The following is a 19,068-nucleotide window of genomic DNA, read 5'->3' on the forward strand; positions in this document are numbered from 1 at the left end:
TTAGAGCTAGGCAAAGTCGAAAAATTCGATGGTGATCAATAATGGTGAACCTTAGGCCAAGTTAATCGCGTTCAATTTTAAGGCAGTGCCAAACGACCATCCCGGTAATCTTGAAGGGTTTGTTCAATTTCTTCGCTGCTGTTCATCACAAAAGGACCGTATTGCACGATGGGTTCATTGATGGGGCGTCCGGCAATGAACAAGGCCTGAACCGCGCCTTGACGGGCGCTAAGTTCGAGCGTGTCGCCCTCCCCCAATACGGCTGCGTGGGCCTCTGGGACCAGCTTGCTGCCGATAGTTGCTTCGCCTTCATAGACGTAAATGACCGCGTTGTGATGGGCGGGAGTTGCCAGCTGCAAGGTCTCGCCAGCAGCCAAGCGCAGGTCTGCATAAATGGGCGCGGTGCTTAAGGTTTTGCCCTCATGTTGGGTCAGGGCGCCGCTGAGCAGCTTATTGGCCAAGGTCAGCTCACCGGCGATCAATTTTATTTCGCCGCCGTGTGGGGTGGGATAATGAGGAATTTGATCCGCTGGTAAGTCTCGGTACCACGGGGCCTGCATTTTTTCTGTCGCAGGCAGATTGATCCACAGCTGAAAGCCACGCATGCGACCCTGATTTTGTTGGGGCATTTCTGAGTGGATGATCCCTCTGCCCGCCCGCATCCACTGGACGCCTCCGGACTTCAGGTCACCTTTATTACCCAGATGATCTTCATGGAGCATATGGCCGTCGAGGATATAGGTGACGGTTTCAAAGCCCCGATGTGGATGAGAGGGAAAGCCCGCTAGATAATCGGCAGGTTCGTCGGAGTAAAACTCGTCCAGCATTAATAACGGATCCAGGCGCGCGCCAGCGGACTGGCCCAAGCTGCGCCGCAGTTTTACGCCGGCACCGTCGCTGGTGTCGATGGCGCGGATGAGTTGTTTTACTTGGCGAGCAGGCATGTTTAACCCTCCCATTGCGATATCGTCATCAAGGTTTGGCTTTTAGGCCGCTAAAGTTGTAGCAATTTTACTTTGCGCATCTTTTAAGGCTGTGGCAGCAGTATCTTCGCCCAAGTTCAGTCCCTCGGCGTAGATAAATTCCACCTTTGTTAAACCCATTAAGCCTAAAATATGGCGCAGATACGTGCTTTGGGTGTCCATTTCGGTACCCTGATATTGACCGCCTCGAGCAGCGAGTACGTAAACGTTGGTATCGCTATTTAGCAGGCCTTGAGGGCCATTTTCAGTATAGCGAAAAGTTTGGCCAGCTCTGGCTACATGGTCGATCCAGGCCTTGAGCGTGGACGGCACACCGAGGTTGTACATGGGCACACCCAGAATCAGCACTTTGGCAGCTTTTAATTCGCTAATAAGGGTGTCAGAGAGGGCCAGCACCTCTTTTTGGTAGTCGTTAAGTTCGGCTTCCGGGCTGCTAAACGCGGCAAAGCGCTCACCGTCTAAATGGGGGATGGGTTGGCTGTGCAGGTCCCGGTATTGATACTGGCTGGCGGGGTTGGCGTTCAGCAAGGTATTGGCGAATTCGGCGGCCAGTCGGCTGGATTTACCCTCTTGGCCAAATAAACTGCTGTCGATATGAAGAATGTTAGTCATGGTTATTGGTCCTTCTGTCCTGTAATGGGTTTTGCTTTGCCATGTGCCCTATTTAATGATTGATTTAGTTGTTTAAAAAGCGCAATTTACTGGCTTAACCAATCAAGAAATTGAATATTAATGCTGGCGCATGATCGATGGCAGGGTTTACTGGCTGAGAGACAGGTGATCCAGGAGATTGTTCTTACGGAGCAGGATTCAGATACCATACGGCGGCGCTGACTCGGCTTAACAGAACACCGTTTTCGAAAGGTAAATCTAAAGGGCTACATACGCATGGAACAATAGGAGCCAGCGGGAAGGCGTTCACTGCTTTGAAGAGGCTTTACCGCCATTGCCGTAGGCGCTCCCAAAGTTACTGAAAAACAACCAAAATTCGAAATCGAACATGTTTTGCAATGGTGGGGCTCACTGGAATGCCCTCAGAGCCATATCTTGGGCGTCACGCCTGCAGGGCGACTTCCGCCATAATTCGGCGCAGCTGCGCGCCCAAATAAATAATTGACTAAGGGACCTGAATGGATCACAGCGCACACAACAAACTCGTATCCTTTATATGGAATATAGCCGATGACTGCCTGCGCGACGTCTATGTACGGGGCAAGTACCGGGATGTCATTCTGCCGATGGTCGTTCTACGCCGCCTCGATACCCTCCTGATGCCCACCAAGGAGACCGTGCTGGAGGAGGTGCGGTACCAGAAGGAGGAGATGGAAGCCACGGAGCTTGACGAGGAACCCCTCAAGGAGGCCTCAGGCTATGTGTTCTACAACATCTCGAAGTGGACGCTCACTAACCTGTATAACACCGCCACCAATAACCGCCAGATCATGCTGGCGAATTTTGAGGAGTACCTGAACGGGTTCAGCCCCAACGTTCAGGAAATCATTGAACGCTTCGAGCTCAAAAGTAAAATCCAGCATATGGCCCACAAGGACGTGCTTCTTGATGTGGTCGAGAAATTTGTCTCTCCCAAAATCAATCTTACCCCCAATGATGCTGTGGATCCTGATGGCTACAAGCTGCCCGGACTGTCCAACCTTGGCATGGGCTATGTATTTGAGGAGCTGATCCGCAAGTTCAACGAAGAAAACAACGAAGAGGCCGGTGAGCATTTTACTCCACGGGAAGTGATCGAGCTGATGACTCACCTGGTTTTCGATCCCGTCAAAGATTCGCTGCCGCTGACAATGACGGTGTACGACCCCGCCTGCGGCAGCGGCGGTATGCTCACCGAGTCACAGAACTTTATTGAAGAAAAGTACCCCTCAGGTTCTTCATCTCAAAGTCAGCGTGATATTTACCTCTACGGCAAGGAGATCAACGACGAGACTTACGCCATCTGTAAGTCCGATATGATGATCAAGGGCAACAACCCGGAAAACATCAAAGTCGGCTCCACCCTGTCCACCGATGAATTCGCCTCAAATCGCTTCGACTTTATGCTCTCCAACCCGCCCTACGGCAAGAGCTGGGCGTCAGAGCAGAAGTACATCAAGGAAAATGGCGATGTGATTGATGCCCGCTTCAAGGTCAAGCTGAAAGACTATTGGGGAAATCTGGAAGACTGCGACGCCACGCCTCGTTCCAGCGATGGTCAGCTGCTGTTCCTGATGGAAATGGTCAGCAAGATGAAAGACCCGGCCACAGGTACCAATGGCAGTAGAATCGCATCCGTCCACAACGGCTCAAGCCTGTTTACCGGCGACGCCGGCGGTGGCGAAAGCAATATTCGCCGGTACATTATTGAAAATGACTGGCTCGACGCCATTGTGCAACTGCCCAATAACCTGTTCTACAACACCGGCATTACCACCTATATCTGGCTGCTCAATAACAACAAACCGGAATCCCGCAGGGGAAAAGTACAGCTGATTGATGCCAGCCTGTTGTACCGCAAGCTCCGCAAGAACCTGGGCAACAAAAACTGCGAGTTTGCACCGGAACATATCGAAGAGATTACCCGCGCCTATCTGGACTGCGCCGCCATTGAGCGCAAGCTGGATGCAAACGGTAACCCGACCGGTATTGCCAGCCAGGTATTTCGCAATGAGGATTTCGGCTACTACAAAGTCACCATTGAACGGCCCGACCGTCGCAAGGCCCAATTCTCTGCAGAGTGCATCGCCAGCCTGCGTTTCGACAAGCAGCAAAGTGAAGTCATGGCGCATTTTTATGCAGAGCATGGTGACAAAGTTTACGATAAGACCGGACACGGCAAAGACAACAAGCAAAGCTTCCTGAAAAGCATTGAGAAAGCCATTCTTGCCTGGTGTGAAGAAAATGACATCAACCTCAATGCCAAGGCGAAAACCAAGCTGCTGGATGTAAAGTATTGGTTAGCACTGAAGGCTATTTATGAAACTGCCGGTGAGCTGATGGCGGCCATCGGTGAGCAGCAGTTCGATGACTACAACGTATTCAAAGAGCAGGTGGATACTGCGCTGAAAGCCAGAAAGATCAAACTCTCCGTCCCAGAAAAAAACGCCATTCTCAATGCCGTTAGCTGGTACGACGAATCTGCGGCCAAGGTGGTTAAAAAAGTCCTTAAGTTAAGTGGCGACAAATTGGATGAAGTGCTGGAGCGCTACGGCTGCACCCAAGCGCAACTGCCGGATTTTGGGTTTTACCCAACTAATAAGAAAAACGAATACATCACCTATGAAGCCAGTAGCGATCTGCGTGACAGTGAATCAGTGTCATTGTTGAAAGATGATGAGCGGCAAAGCATTCATCAGTATTTCCTGGATGAAGTAAAGCCCCATGTAGAGGAAGCCTGGACCAATCTGGATTCCGTCAAAATCGGCTACGAGATTAGCTTTAACAAATACTTCTATCGCCATAAGCCGCTGCGTTCATTGGAGGACGTTGCAAAGGACATTATCACCCTGGAGCAAAAGGCTGAGGGCTTGATTGCTCAGATTCTGGGTGTGGATATTGAGCAGGTGCAGGGGTGATATGAGTATGACGAGTATTGTTGAGCTGCCCAAGTATGAGGCTTATAAAGATTCCGGCTATGGGTGGATCGGCAACGTCCCATCAAAATGGGAGGTGTCAAAACTTGGTAGTTGTTTGTCTCCGATTTCAATCAAAAATCATCCAGATTTGCCCCTGCTGTCTATAACGAGAGAAAAAGGGGTAATTGAGCGGGACATAGAGGATCAAGATTCAAATCATAATTTCATTCCTGATGATTTGAGTGGCTATAAATTGCTCAAAGAGGGGCAGTTTGGAATGAATAAAATGAAGGCATGGCAAGGCTCTTACGGTGTGTCAAATCATACCGGAATCGTTAGCCCCGCATACTTCGTTTTTGATTTCGTAAAGCCTATATGTCCGTCATTCTTTAATTGGGCAATACGGAGCAATTTATATGTTTCGTACTTTGGTAGCGCTTCGGATGGTGTTCGAGTTGGTCAATGGGATTTGTCGAAAAGCAGAATGAAGTTTATTCCATTTCTGATTCCTTCTGAGCAAGATCAAAAGTTAATTGCCAATTTCCTCGACAAAAAAACCACCCAAATCGACGAAGCCATTGCCATCAAAGAGCAGCAGATCGCCCTGCTGAAAGAGCGCAAGCAAATCATTATCCAAAAAGCCGTCACCCAGGGGCTTGGTTCCACAAATTCGTCTGGAACGAATTTGAACAGCGGCTCTGCCGCTGGCCCGCAGGGCGAGGGCATGGATAGCTCGAGTAATGTGCCTATGAAAGATTCCGGCGTGGATTGGATTGGGGAGATGCCGACGCATTGGGACTTAGTTAAGTTGCGTGGATTGGGCAATATAGTTCGAGGCGGATCGCCACGACCGGCTGGACATCCGATGTACTTTTCTGACGAGGGTGTTCATTGGATTACGGTGGGCGAGGTGACCAAAAACGAAAATGCCTTTTTAGAAAAAACAACAGGATTTCTGACTAAAAGAGGTGTTGAGCAAAGCAGGTATATTGAGAGCGGTACTTTCTTGTTAACGAACAGTGGTGCAACTTTGGGGGTGCCAAAGATTTCCAGAATTTCCGGTTGCATAAATGACGGCGTACTTGCATTTCTCGGAGTAAATGAGAGCAGAATATCAAAAAATTTCTTGTATTACTTTTTTTCTTCTCAAACTATGAGGATTCGAGATGAGATGAATCAAGGCGCCACGCAGCCGAATTTAAACACGAATTTGGTTAAGAATATGAAGTTGCCGTTGCCTCCCGTTATTGAACAAGAAAAAATCGTCGAGTGGTTGAATAAGTTCACCATTGATGTTCGGGTGTGCATCACTATTCAAAATGAACAAATCAAAAAGCTAAAAGAATACAAAACCACCCTGATCAACAGCGCAGTGACCGGCAAAATCAAAGTCACCCCTGAAATGGCAGAGATGCAGGAAGCAGTGGAGGCATAAGGATGTTCACCGTCAATCACCAGACCAACCGCATTAGCCCGGTAAAAATCAAAACCTTCAGCGAGCTGGGTTTTAGCGAACGAAAGCACCTACAGGAGTGGTTGGCCTATCAGCCCGATGCATTGGGTGAAGAACTGCTGATTATCCAGAAGGAGTTTGATGGCTTTGACGACACCCGTGAGCGCCTTGACCTGCTGGCGCTGGATAAAGACGGCAACCTGGTGATTATCGAAAACAAGCTGGATGACAGTGGCCGCGATGTGGTGTGGCAGGCACTGAAATACGCCTCCTATTGCGCTAGCCTCACCAAAGGACAAATAGTCGAAATTTACCAGCAGTACCTGCACCGCTACCAACCAACAATTCAGGCTGGCGAATCCTTGGCCCAGGCAGGGCAGCCTTCTGATGCCGCATCACGAATTTGTGAGTTCCTTGATGCGCCAGATCTGGATGAAGTAAAACTCAATCTGGGCAATAGCCAGAGAATTATGCTGGTAGCTGCTAACTTTAGAAAGGAGGTCACCAGCACCGCCCTTTGGCTGCTCGGTCAGGGAATAAGCGTTCAATGCTTTAAGGTCACACCCTACTCCCTCGGTGAGCAGTTATTAATCAATATCGACCAGATTATTCCCACGCCGGAAGCCAGAGAGCTGATGATTGGTATTAGCGCCAAGGAGGCGGAGGAGAAAACCACGGAAGTGGTGCGAAGAAATGCCCAGAGCATCAGAAGGGAGTATTGGGAGCAGGCACTGGAAGTCTTCCAGAAAAGTGCTTGTACCCTGTACAACAATATCAGCCCCAGCAAAGATCACTGGCTTTCTGCGGGGTCGGGTTTGAGTGGCTGCCCCTACAATCTGATTTTCTTGCAGAAGGAGCTTCGGGTAGAGCTTTGGATAAGCCGAGGTAATACGCTTGAGAACAAGTTTTTGTTCGATTCTCTGATGGCAATGAAGCAGGAGGTTGAACAGAGCTTTGGCGCGGAGCTGGAATGGATGCGACTGGAAAGCAAAAAATCCTGTCGAATTCAGTTCTCTTGCCCAGCGGATGCTTTTAATAAGGACGCATGGCCGGAATCTGTTACTTGGCACCTGGCGCATATGAGCAAGCTGGAGCAGGCGCTGAAGCAACCGCTGCAAAAAGCCGCCGACGCATTGAAACAGCATGGTTTTGAGTAGGGTTATTCGATGACCGTAGACCGCAGCCAAGAGTACTTACAATCCCTGCTAAAAGAACTGTGCTCACTGCCGCAGGAAACCGAATGGGTGGAGTTCAAGCACAACAACGATGACGCGCCGCTGATCGGTGAATATATTTCGGCGTTGGCGAATTCGGCGGCTTTGCTGGGCAAGCAATCTGCCTATGTGGTTTGGGGTGTTGAGAATGATACCCACGAGGTGATCGGCACTACGTTCAAGCCTTCGGCGGCTCGTCACAAGCAGCAGGAGTTGGAAAGTTGGTTGTTGCAAAAAATATCGCCAAAGATTCACTTTCGCTTTTTTGAGTTTGTCAGTGCTAATGGGTTGTCGGTCGTTATTCTGGAAATGCAGGCTGCTACCAATAATCCGGTGCAATTTGAAGGCATCGAGTTTATTCGTGTTGGCTCCTATAAAAAGAAGTTAAAGGAGTATCCAGAGAAAGAGCGAGCACTATGGCGGATTTTCGATAAAACGCCTTTTGAGCGTCAAATGGCAGCCTCTAATTTAAGTGCCGATGAGGTGCTGAAATTGCTGGATTACCCGGCCTATTTTGAGTTAACCAGCTTGCCTTTGCCGGATAATCGTGCCGGTATTTTAAATGCTTTAAAGGCAGATCAGTTGATTCAGGAAGTGCCCGGTGGTCAATGGGGTATCGCGAATCTGGGCGCCATTCTGTTTGCGAAAAAGTTGCAAAATTTTCAGCACCTTGGGCGCAAGGCGGTGCGCCTGATTTTATACCGGGGTAACAGCCGTATCGAAACGGTGCGAGAATTTGGCGGCAACAAAGGTTATGCCGTTGGCTTTGAAGGGCTTATCGATTATATAAAGACCCTGTTGCCCTCCAATGAAGAAATAGGCAAAGCGTTCCGTAAAGAAGTGCCTATGTATCCAGAGCTGGCTATTCGTGAGTTGGTAGCGAATGCCATTATTCATCAGGATTTCACCCTGACGGGTACCGGCCCCATGATTGAGCTTTTTGACAAGCGGATGGAGATTACCAACCCCGGGGTGCCATTGGTGGATACCCAGCGCTTCTTGGATAGCCCTCCTCAAAGCCGCAATGAAGCCCTGGCGTCATTTATGCGCCGAATCAATATTTGTGAGGAGCGCGGTAGCGGTGTTGATAAGGTTATTGGTCAGGTGGAGGTTTATCAATTACCCGCCCCTATCTTTGAAAAGACGGATCAACATACCCGTGTAGTATTGTTCACATATAAAGATTTCAAGGATATGGAGTCAGAGGATCGGATAAGAGCTTGCTATCAGCATTGCTGCCTGAAATATGTCAATCGGGAGCCCATGAATAATACCTCTCTGAGAGAGCGGTTCCGTATTGAGGAGGGAAACAGCGCAATGGCAAGCCGCATTATCAAGCAAACGGTGGAGGCTGGGCTGATTCGACTCCATGACTCCACTGCGAATAGAAGAGCCTATCGTTATGTCCCCTTTTGGGCATAGCGCTGTTCTCATGTGACGGTCATTTGACGGGATACAGGGTTGATTTTGTCTGTCCTTTTAAAATCAATGTGTTGCGGTTGTTTTTCATTTGATGGTCATTTGACTAGAAGGTTGAATGTTGGAACTAAATATAAGTAAATCAATTGGTTAGCTTGTTGTTCCCATTTGATTGAGGCTTTATTCTAAAGGCGAGTAAAGACAGATAGATAGGATGTTTTATGGTCAGCAACACCAAGGAACAGGCGCTGGAGGCCGCGATTGAGCAGGCTTTGACTGGCACCACCATAGAAGCCGTCAAGGCTGCGGGGGAGATTGCCGATGGTGCCCACACCCAGGTCAGGGAGACGCCAGCTGACTATCTGGTGGGCAATCAGCGTTTTAAGCTGGGGCTGCCGACCGATTTCAACGCTCAATACGCCATCGATAACCGATTTTTCTGGCGTTTCTTAGAACAGACCCAAACGCTGGAGCTGGCTAAGCTCCAAAAGCACAACCCGTCGGATTGGCAGCGCAAGCTGTTAGAACGCTATGACCGGCTGATGAAAAAGCATGGAATTCTGCACTTGCTGAAGAAAGGGCTGAGTGTGGACGATGCCCACTTTCACCTGATGTACCCTGCCCCACTGGCCAGTAGCAGCGAGAAGGTGAAGCAGAACTTTGCTGCCAACATCTTCAGCTGCACGCGCCAGGTTTGTTACTCCCTGGCCAATCCCCTTCAGGAAATCGACATGGTGCTGTTCCTGAATGGCATCCCCCTGGTGACGCTGGAGTTGAAAAACGCCTGGACGGGGCAAACGGCCCGTTACCACGGCCAGAAACAGTACCGTGAAGACCGTGATACGAATCAGCCACTACTGAATTTCGCGCGCTGCCTGGTGCATATGGCGGTGGACACCGATGAAGTGTATATGACCACCAAGCTGGCTGGGAAAGGCACTTTCTTTTTACCCTTTAACAAAGGCCACAATCACGGCAAAGGTAATCCGCCGAATCCAAGTGGCCACAAGACAGCCTATCTCTGGGAGCAGGTGTTCACCAAGGACAGTATGGCGAACATCATCCAGCACTTTGTAAGGCTGGACGGAAGCAGCAAAGATCCGCTGGCCAAACGCACCCTGTTTTTTCCTCGCTATCATCAGCTTGATGTGGTTCGTAGGCTGGTAAAGCACGCTGCAGAATACGGTGTTGGACAAAGTTACCTGATTCAGCATTCCGCTGGTTCGGGAAAATCAAACTCGATCACCTGGGCCGCCTATCAATTGATCGAAACCTATCCGCTCTCTGAGACGGTTGAGGGCAACCGGGGCATGGAGCAGCCGCTATTCGATTCTGTGATAGTGGTCACTGATCGGCGGCTTCTGGATAAGCAACTGCGTGACAATATCAAGGAATTCTCAGAGGTTAAGAATATTGTCGCCCCGGCATTCAAGTCCTCAGAGCTTAAGCATGCTCTGGAAGCGGGCAAAAAAATTATCATCACTACCATTCAGAAATTCCCCTTCATTATTGATGGCATTGAAGATCTCAGCGACAAACGCTTTGCCGTAATCATCGACGAAGCTCACAGCTCTCAGTCTGGCTCGGCACACGACAATATGAATCGGGCTATGGGGCAGTCGGCCATTGAGGAAGAGGAAGACGCCCAGGACAAAATCCTGATGGCAATGAAGTCCCGAAAAATGCGCGGCAATGCCTCTTACTTGGCGTTCACTGCTACGCCCAAAAACACCACGCTTGAAAAGTTTGGTGAGCAGCAAGCTGACGGCTCTTTCAAGCCATTTCACCTCTACTCGATGAAGCAAGCCATAGAGGAAGGCTTTATTCTTGATGTGCTGGCCAACTACACCACCTACAAAAGCTACTATGAGATTGAAAAATCGATAGCCGAGAACCCCGAATTCGACACCAAAAAGGCGCAGAAGAAGCTGCGCGCCTATGTTGAGCGCAGTCAGCACACCATCGACACCAAAGCCGAGATTATGCTCGAGCACTTCATTGCCCATGTGATCAACGGTAAGAAGCTGAAAGGCAAAGCGAAGGCCATGGTGATTACTCAGAACATCGAGACCGCGATTCGCTACCACAAAGCGCTGACGAGACTGCTGATCGCCAAGGGGTCGCCCTTTAAAGCCTTGATAGCCTTCTCAGGTACAAAGGAAGTGGACGGCATTGAGTACACCGAGGCCGAAATAAACGGGTTTTCCGAGTCTGACACCAAAGACAAATTCGACACGGATGAATATCGCATGCTCGTGGTGGCGAACAAGTACCTGACGGGCTTTGACCAACCCAAACTATCCACTATGTATGTGGATAAGAAATTGGCTTCGGTGTTGTGCGTTCAGGCGCTGTCACGCTTGAACCGATCGTCTCAAAAGCTCGGTAAGAAAACGGAAGACCTCTTCATTCTGGATTTCTTTAACAATGTGGACGACATCAAAACCGCCTTTGACCCCTTCTATACCGCGACTTCACTATCGCAGGCGACTGACATCAATGTACTGCATGAGTTGAAAGATGCACTGGACGATGTGGGAGTGTATGAGTGGTACGAAGTCGAAGACTTTGTGAAGCGGTATTTCAACAACGAAGATGCTCAGAAGCTTAGCCCCATTATCGATGTAGCAGCTGCCCGCTTTGAGCACGAACTTGAGCTGGAAGACAGCGAGAAAATCGATTTCAAAATCAAAGCCAAGCAGTTTGTGAAGATCTATGGCCAGATGGCGTCGATTATCCCCTATGAAATCGCCGTTTGGGAGAAGTTGTTCTGGTTCCTCAAGTTCCTGATACCCAAGCTGAAAGTGAGCGACCCTGATGCAGACGCCATCGACGAGCTACTGAGCTCGGTAGATCTGAGTTCCTACGGGCTTCAGAGAGTCAAGCTCAACCAGGCGATTGCGCTGGATGCCGGAGAAACTGAGGTTGATCCGCAAAACCCCAATCCGCGCGGCGCGCATGGTGTGGAGGTGGAGACCGATCCACTGGATGAGATTGTCCGGAGCTTCAATGAGCGATGGTTTCAGGGCTGGAGCGCAACTCCTGAAGAGCAGCGTGTTAAATTCGTCAACATCGCAGAAAGTATTCGTCAGCATCCAGACTTTGAAGATAAGTACAAGAACAACCCTGATCCTCATAATCGCGAGCTGGCTTTCGAGAAAATTCTAAAGGAAATTATGCTTCGCCGTCGTAAAGACGAACTTGAGTTGTACAAGCTGTTTGCGGGGGATGTCGCTTTCAAGGCCTCGTGGATGCAGAGTATGCAGAGGGTTATTGACCGAGGCTAGAAAATTCGGAGCCTTTGGCGGCGTGGGGCTTTGCCAAAAAGTTTCGAAAAGTCACAATGGAGTGAGCGTTGGAAGTTAAAAATAATCCTGCAGGTCGACTTTATGATTTGTTAAAGGCGGCGAAAAAGCAACCACCGAGAGAGAAAGTGAGAGATGTTTGGGCGAAGGTGTTTGATGTCGACCCAGCTGATACGGCCTTACTTTTAACGATGATTGCTGACTTAATAATTTTGGTAGCCAATACGAAGGCTTCCATAGAGCGGCTGGAGAATGTAGACAATACGTTATATCTCAAGCCATTCGTTAAATTAGAAAACCTATTCTCTCAGGTTAATTTAAATCGTGAATGCTAGTTGGGAGCCATGGCACAAACAATTGGACGAGCCGACGTTGTACGGTTTGCAGTTTGCGGCTGATCAGCTTTCGCGTAGCTCTGGCAAAACAGCATTGCCTGGTAAAGACATCGAGTCATTGCAGAGTGAGCTTGAGCAACTGTTAGATAATGTCATTGGATCTGATATTCCTCAGGGTTTGAAGGCCTTATTTTTGCGTAACTTAGAATCTATCCGCCATTCTGTTCTTGTGTATCGAATCAAGGGTATTGACGGCCTTGAAGAGGAGTTAGAACGTGCTGTCGGGTTCTTAGTGTTGAATCGTCAAGATATTCCTGCAGAAGGTGATCCATCCGAATCAAGGAAATATTGGGAGAAATTTTTCTCATTGGTTGATCGAATCAATCAGTTGGTCGCTCTAGGTCGTGGAGTGAAGGAGTTGTCGGGGCCTGCAATGCATGCGATCAGTCATATTTTGGGTAAATAGTGTTTTTCCGTAATGAATACTCTGTGTTCATTTAACGATTGATTTTTCTGTTTAAAAAGCGCAAATATACGCTTTAACCAATCAGAAAAGTTGATCAACTATGGCAGCACCGCGAACAACTTTGGATCAATGGCATTGCTTTTTGGCGGTGGTGGACGAAGGCAGCTATGCCCGAGCAGCTGATGCCCTGCATAAAAGTCAGTCGGCTGTGACTTATGCCGTGCAAAAACTAGAAGAACAATTGAATGTGCCGGTCTTTGAGATTAAGGGTCGAAAAGCGGTGCTGACAGAAGCCGGTCAAAGCTTGTATCGGCGGGGCCGGGGCCTGATTGATGAGGCGATGCGGCTGGAGAAAAGTGCAGCGTCGGCTGCTGCGGGTTGGGAGCCCCAGCTACGCATAGTGGCTGATGCTTTGTTTCCGTCGGCGGCGATGCTGGATTGCTTAAAACACTTGGCGGAGGAATGCCCAGATACTCGTCTGGAATGCATAGAAACTGTACTCAGCGGGGCAGAAGAAGCATTGCTGGAGCGGCGTTGCGATATCGCGATTACGGGCATTGTGCCGCCGGGGTTTTTGGGCGATCACCTGATGCGAGTGCGCTTTAATGCGGTTGCACATCGAGACCACCCTCTTCATCAATTGGATCGGGTGCTGGATTTTCGGGATTTACGACCTTTTCGGCAGTTGGTCGTACGGGATTCCGGGGCGAGGAAGCCGCGGGACTCAGGCTGGCTTGATGCGGCGCAGCGATTGACGATAAGCCGTATAGACCTCTCTGTGCAAGCAGTTTCAGAGGGTATTGGCTTTGCTTGGCTGCCAGATATTGCGATGCAGAAAGAGCTTGCTGAGGGCGTTTTAAAGCCGCTGCCGATGGCCGAGGGGGGTGAGCGGTTTGCAGATTTGTTTATTGTCATGCCAGACCGTGAGTTGGCCGGCCCAGCTGCGTTGCGGGGTGAGGTGCTGATTCGTGCGGCGGCAAAACAGCTAGTGGCGGCCTGCCATGAGCACTGGGGGAATGAAGCGCTCTTAGAATCTTAGTTTCTGCCAGGGCCTGTTAGTGTTTACAGGCCTTAAGCGGGTTCTTCTGAAGCAGAACGCGACTTATCGTAATTGGGCTAAGTCTTGGTTATACGCTTGGGTAAGGTCATTGTAACGGCTGGCAATGTCTTCCAGTTCTGCTACGGCAGCGTTGTATAGCAAGCTGTTGTCGGTTTTTGGGCAGGCGGCCAGTTTGCGGCTAGCCTGCTGCAGATAGTGCTCAACTTCTGGTCCTAATGCCTTCACTTGCTCGTAATTGGTATCGGCAATTCCGGGGATGGGGGGCGCGCCAGCGGTTGCTTCAAGGGGGCAGTGGGCCAGGCTGCTTAGGGGCAGTAATAGCGCGGTGGTGATAATGCCGCAACGAATAAACAGTGTCATGCAAGGTGTCCTTCTGCCGCTATGGCGCAGAAAAAGCCAAATGGATAATAACTAAAATACACATATTATGCTCTATGTGCACTATCGGCGTGGCTGAATTTCTTGAAAATGCGACTTGCTTGGCCGTTAGCTTGTGTTATTGCGGATGATGGCGGAATTTGCCCGGTGTTTGGCAGCGCTGTGGGTGGGTGAGGATCTGCGAACTAGGTCAGTAAGTAGGGATGTTATTGCCGGCAACCCAGTGGTTGCTGCGGGTAAGAAAATAGAAGGCAATGCCGAGGCTGAGGCCCCTGGCAAGGTTAAAAGTCGCAAAGCTCAACCATAGACCGTGATTTAACCAAGGCTGGCTGACATACCATAAGGGCAGGTACACGAGGAACACGCTGCCCAGCATGCCCCATTGCATGGCGCGGGTGCGCAGACAGCCGATAAAAATACCATCCAGCAAATAACTCCACACCGATAATATCGGCATGGCGAGTAACCATGGGTAATAGGTTTTGGCGAGTTCGCGCACCGAGTCGAGCCCGGTCATCAGTTGCAGTAACGGAGATTTCGTAATGAGCAGGATGGCCGTGGCCAGCAGAGCGCTGATCAGCGACCACTTTCCGCAGGCACGGCAGCAATCTAAAAATCGGCGCTTATCTTTTTGGCTGTAGGCTCGACCGCAGAGAGCTTCGGCGGCATGGGCAAAGCCATCTATGCCGTAGGCTCCGGCGAGCACCAGTTGAATGAGAATGGCATTGGCGGCCAATATATTTTCACCCAGTGCAGCGCCTTGGGCGGTAAAAAACGCAAAACTAAATAGCAGCGCTGCGGTACGCATAAAAATACGCCCATTGTCTGCGAGAAAGTGGCTTAGAGGCTGGCCTTGTTTAAAGGCGTTGCTTAAACCTTGCTGCCAGCTGGTCTTCAGTGCCGCTCGGGTGGCGAGTAAGGCAATACCGAAACCACAATATTCACTGATGACGCTGGCCCACGCGGCGCCTTCGCTCCGCCAGTCCATGTGCACAATAAAAAGGTAATCCAAACCAATATTGAGACTGTTTACGGCAACGGCAATGATCAGCGGGGTGCGGGTGTTGTGCTGGCCAATCAACCAGCCGCTGACGGCATAGGTGCACAGAACGGCGGGAGCGCTGAGCAGGCGGATGTGCAAATATGCGTCGGCCAGCGGGTGTAGCTTGGCGGGCGTGTCCATTAATGACAGGCCGGTGTTAATTAAAAATGGCTGGGCAATAACAATGGTGACGCCAATCGACAAGCCAACGGTCAGCGCTTTCAATAATAGTGCGGCGCTATCCTTGCCTTCGGCTTGGGCGCTTGCTCCGGTTGTGCCCATTCTCAAAAAGCCAAAACTCCAATAAATGAAGGCCAGCAAGCTGCTGCCGATGGCAACGGCGCTGAGAAAGCGGCTGCTTTCTAAGTGGCCGAGCATGGCGGTGTCCGCAAGACCGAGTGCGGGAACGGATAGGTTGGCCAGAATCATCGGCCACGCTAGCTGCCAGATTTTTTGGTCAACGGGTTTTTGAGTTAATGCAGTCCGCAAAGTATTGCCGAGTTGTCTGGGAAGGTTGGCGATAGCCCACATTGTAGTCGATCATTGTGCGGATTAGGGCGATGATTTTGACATCGGTGGCGCCGATATCAAGGTTTGCGACGAGCAGCGGAAAGCTGAAAGACTTAGGTTTTGTGCTCAGCAAGCTTAGCTTGCTCGCTGAGGGTAATTTGGGTGGGAGACCTCGTCAGTTTGCAAAAATTCAATTTTTTGCGAGATAAAATTATCCCTTAATCACTCTATATATTGTGTTGCAACAAGGACTGCCCCCCCTTCACTAGTGTAAAGAACCGATGCCGCCACGGTAAATCATGCACTTACATCAATTCTTGGGGTATGGAGAGTAGCCTTGTTGAGCGTATCAGGTTTATAATTGCGGCGTTTTGTCGCACCCAAAGCCATTGGCGTGGTGCCGCAGTGTGTAATTCTCGGGGGAGATTTCAATTACTCACCACAGTTATTGTGGTGGCTTGCTCTCGCCCGGTCTGTTTTAGCATCCAATGTAAATTGTGTTTTCTAAACAGGGGGTTGCGTGTTGCGCGTACTGCAAAAAATTGCGCCTAGGGGTTTAATAAACTGTACACGGAGACACGGGAGATGCTTCAACAAGCGAAACGGCTTTCAAAGCTGGCGCTTAGTCCTGTGCTAATGCTGCTGAGCCTGTCTAGTACTAGCGCTTGGGCCGCCGAGTCGGCACAGCGTTGGCAAACCAATATGACGCCTGGCGTGACTGAAGTAGGGACGAAAATTTACGACCTGCACATGTTAGTTTTTTGGATATGTGTTGTTGTAGGTATTCTGGTTTTTGGGGTGATGTTTTATTCGGTATTCGCATACCGCAAAGAGCGTCATCAAGAGCCTGCTACTTTTCACGAAAACACACGACTGGAAATTGCGTGGACAATTGTCCCCTTCATCCTGCTGATTTTCATGGCGGTACCCGCCACGACGACGCTGCTTGAAATCTATGATACCGACGATGCCGATATGGACATCTTGGTAACGGGTTATCAGTGGAAGTGGAAGTACGAGTACATTAACCCCAATGGCGACAATGTCAGTTACTTTTCTACTCTGTTGACCGATAAGTCTGAAATCGGTAACAGCGAAGAGAAAGGCTCGAATTATCTGCTAGAGGTCGATGAGCCCCTGGTATTGCCTGTCGATAAAAAAATTCGCTTTTTGGTGACTGCAAATGACGTGCTTCATGCTTGGTGGGTTCCCGCCCTGGCAGTGAAGCGCGATGCGATTCCTGGCTTTATTAATGAAGCTTGGACCAAGCCAACTGAAACCGGTGTTTACCGTGGTCAGTGTGCTGAGCTTTGTGGTCGCGACCACGGCTTTATGCCAATTGTGGTAAACGTCGTTAGTGATGACGAATACCAGGATTGGATGGCTGGCAAGCAAGCAGAAGTTGCCGAGCTGAAAAAGCTGATGGAAAAAGACTTCAACATGGACGAGCTTGTAGCCCGCGGTAAGCAGGTATACGACCGTGCATGTGCAGCTTGTCATGGCGGCAATGGTGAAGGCGGCGTGGGTAAAGCCATCGCTGGCAGCCCAATTGCTACTGGCTCCGTCGACGAACATCTTGATGTCGTTGTAAACGGCGTGCCGGGTACTGCCATGCAGGCGTTTGGTACTCAGCTGAATGAAGTGGATCTGGCAGCAGTTATCACTTATCAGCGCAACGCGTTTGGCAACAACATGGGCGACCGGTTGCAGCCAGTTGATATCTACAAATTCAAGAAAGGTCAGTAGGAGGATTCACCATGGGTGCTCACGGACCTGCTAAAGGTTGGACCCGGTGGTTATTTACCACCAACCACAAAGACATCGGTACGATGTATTTGTGGTTTAGTTTCGCAATGTTCTTGCTTGGCGGCTCGTTCGCCATGATCATCCGCGCCGAGCTGTTTCAGCCCGGTTTGCAGATTGTACAGCCAGAGTTTTTTAACCAAATGACCACCATGCACGGCTTGGTGATGGTCTTTGGTGCGATCATGCCCGCGTTTGTCGGTTTGGCTAACTGGATGATTCCGATGATGATCGGTGCTCCAGATATGGCCCTGCCGCGGATGAATAACTGGTCGTTCTGGATTTTGCCGCCAACCTTTGCGTTGCTGGCATCTACCCTGCTTATGGAGGGTGGTGGCCCTAACTTCGGTTGGACGTTCTATGCGCCGCTATCAACAACGTATGCGCCGCCTAGTGTCACCTTCTTTATCTTCGCGGTCCACGCGATGGGTATTTCCTCCATCATGGGGTCTATCAACATCATTGCAACGATTGTAAACATGCGCGCGCCTGGCATGACTTACATGAAAATGCCGATGTTTGTGTGGACCTGGTTGATTACAGCGTTCTTGCTAGTAGCGGTTATGCCGGTATTGGCTGGCGCAGTCACCATGATGCTGATGGATATTCACTTCGGTACCAGCTTCTTTAACGCCGCTGGTGGCGGTGACCCGGTTTTGTTCCAGCACGTATTCTGGTTCTTTGGTCACCCCGAGGTTTACATCATCATTTTGCCAGCATTTGGTGTGGTGTCTGAGGTTATTCCTACTTTCTCTCGCAAGCCTTTGTTTGGTTACGACTCTATGGTTTACGCCACAGCGTCTATCGCCTTCCTGTCGTTTATCGTGTGGGCTCACCACATGTATACGGTGGGTATGCCGATTGCGGGCGAGCTGTTCTTTATGTACGCCACCATGCTTATCGCGGTGCCGACAGCGGCCAAGGTGTTTAACTGGATCACGACGATGTTCAAGGGTTCGATTACTCTTGAAACGCCGATGCTTTTTGCCATCGCCAAGGTCTTCCTGTTTACCATCGGTGGTCTGTCTGGCCTGATGCTGGCGATTGCGCCCGCTGACTTCCAGTACCACGATAGCTATTTCGTTGTTGCTCACTTCCATTACACAATGGTGGCTGGTGCAATCTTCGCCCTGTCTTCTGCGGTCTACTACTGGATTCCAAAGTGGACTGGCAAGATGTACAACGAAACGATGGGTAAAGTGCACTTTTGGGTATCGTTTATCGGTTTCAACCTGACCTTCTTCCCGCAGCATTTCGTGGGTCTGGCAGGTATGCCGCGTCGTATTCCCGATTACAACCTGATGTTTGCAGACTTCAATATGATGTCTTCAATCGGTGCCTTTATTTACGGTACTAGCCAGCTGTTGTTCTTGTTCAACATTGTTAGAACAATTACCCACGGCAAGCCGGTTAACTCGGATAAAGTTTGGGAAGGTGCAACAACATTGGAGTGGACTGTTCCGTCTCCTGCGCCCTATCACACTTTCACGACGCCACCGGAAGTGAAGTAATAAGGCATTGATGTCAGGAC

Annotated in this window: 14 protein-coding genes; 10 read left to right on the forward strand and 4 right to left on the reverse strand. The window is 49.9% G+C overall.

Going from position 1 to position 19,068, the window contains the following annotated elements:
- Positions 1–77: 77 nt before the first annotated feature.
- A complete protein-coding gene (locus IMCC21906_RS02260; RefSeq protein WP_047010804.1) occupies positions 78–944 on the reverse strand; it encodes a pirin family protein in 867 nt (288 codons plus the stop codon).
- A 42-nt stretch (positions 945–986) separates the two neighbouring features.
- Positions 987–1,595, reverse strand: a complete 609-nt coding sequence (locus tag IMCC21906_RS02265) for an FMN-dependent NADH-azoreductase (protein WP_047010805.1) — start codon at positions 1,593–1,595, stop codon at positions 987–989.
- A gap of 518 nt (positions 1,596–2,113) precedes the next feature.
- Here IMCC21906_RS02265 and IMCC21906_RS02270 point away from each other — a divergent pair.
- The 8 genes from IMCC21906_RS02270 (at position 2,114) to IMCC21906_RS02305 (ending at position 13,783) form a co-directional block, all read left to right on the forward strand.
- Positions 2,114–4,552, forward strand: a complete 2,439-nt coding sequence (locus tag IMCC21906_RS02270) for a class I SAM-dependent DNA methyltransferase (RefSeq protein WP_047010806.1) — start codon at positions 2,114–2,116, stop codon at positions 4,550–4,552.
- Between the two features lie 7 nt (positions 4,553–4,559).
- Positions 4,560–5,987: a restriction endonuclease subunit S gene (locus IMCC21906_RS02275; protein ID WP_047013068.1), complete on the forward strand. Its 1,428-nt coding sequence runs from the start codon at positions 4,560–4,562 to the stop codon at positions 5,985–5,987.
- Positions 5,988–5,989: 2 nt separating this feature from the next.
- The gene (locus IMCC21906_RS02280) at positions 5,990–7,162 is read left to right on the forward strand and encodes a DUF4268 domain-containing protein (RefSeq protein WP_047010807.1); all 1,173 of its coding nucleotides are present in this window, start codon (positions 5,990–5,992) and stop codon (positions 7,160–7,162) included.
- A 9-nt stretch (positions 7,163–7,171) separates the two neighbouring features.
- A complete protein-coding gene (locus tag IMCC21906_RS02285) occupies positions 7,172–8,641 on the forward strand; it encodes an ATP-binding protein (RefSeq protein WP_047010808.1) in 1,470 nt (489 codons plus the stop codon).
- A 218-nt stretch (positions 8,642–8,859) separates the two neighbouring features.
- Entirely contained in the window at positions 8,860–11,925 is a 3,066-nt protein-coding gene (locus IMCC21906_RS02290) for a type I restriction endonuclease subunit R (protein ID WP_047010809.1), read from the forward strand.
- A gap of 68 nt (positions 11,926–11,993) precedes the next feature.
- Complete coding sequence (locus IMCC21906_RS02295) at positions 11,994–12,278, forward strand: hypothetical protein (protein ID WP_047010810.1); 285 nt, start codon at positions 11,994–11,996, stop codon at positions 12,276–12,278.
- On the forward strand, positions 12,268–12,744 hold the full coding sequence (locus IMCC21906_RS02300; RefSeq protein ID WP_156165966.1) for a hypothetical protein: 477 nt from the start codon (positions 12,268–12,270) through the stop codon (positions 12,742–12,744). The genes IMCC21906_RS02295 and IMCC21906_RS02300 overlap by 11 nt, the downstream gene beginning before the upstream one ends.
- A gap of 100 nt (positions 12,745–12,844) precedes the next feature.
- Positions 12,845–13,783, forward strand: coding sequence for a LysR family transcriptional regulator (locus tag IMCC21906_RS02305; protein WP_047010812.1), 939 nt, complete (start codon positions 12,845–12,847; stop codon positions 13,781–13,783).
- A gap of 63 nt (positions 13,784–13,846) precedes the next feature.
- Here the strand turns inward: IMCC21906_RS02305 and IMCC21906_RS02310 are convergent, their stop codons facing one another.
- Together IMCC21906_RS02310 and IMCC21906_RS02315 are read right to left on the reverse strand one after the other, a co-directional pair.
- Positions 13,847–14,164, reverse strand: coding sequence for a hypothetical protein (locus IMCC21906_RS02310; protein WP_047010813.1), 318 nt, complete (start codon positions 14,162–14,164; stop codon positions 13,847–13,849).
- A 208-nt stretch (positions 14,165–14,372) separates the two neighbouring features.
- Complete coding sequence (locus tag IMCC21906_RS02315) at positions 14,373–15,755, reverse strand: MATE family efflux transporter (protein ID WP_231580305.1); 1,383 nt, start codon at positions 15,753–15,755, stop codon at positions 14,373–14,375.
- Between the two features lie 564 nt (positions 15,756–16,319).
- Between IMCC21906_RS02315 and coxB the strand changes: the two genes are divergently transcribed.
- Positions 16,320–17,480, forward strand: a complete 1,161-nt coding sequence (gene coxB, locus IMCC21906_RS02320; RefSeq protein WP_047010814.1) for a cytochrome c oxidase subunit II — start codon at positions 16,320–16,322, stop codon at positions 17,478–17,480.
- A gap of 11 nt (positions 17,481–17,491) precedes the next feature.
- Positions 17,492–19,048 (forward strand): cytochrome c oxidase subunit I, encoded by a 1,557-nt coding sequence (ctaD, locus tag IMCC21906_RS02325; RefSeq protein ID WP_047010815.1) that lies wholly within the window; start codon positions 17,492–17,494, stop codon positions 19,046–19,048.
- Positions 19,049–19,068 lie beyond the last annotated feature (20 nt).

This window comes from Spongiibacter sp. IMCC21906, from assembly GCF_001010805.1.
GTDB lineage: Bacteria > Pseudomonadota > Gammaproteobacteria > Pseudomonadales > Spongiibacteraceae > Spongiibacter.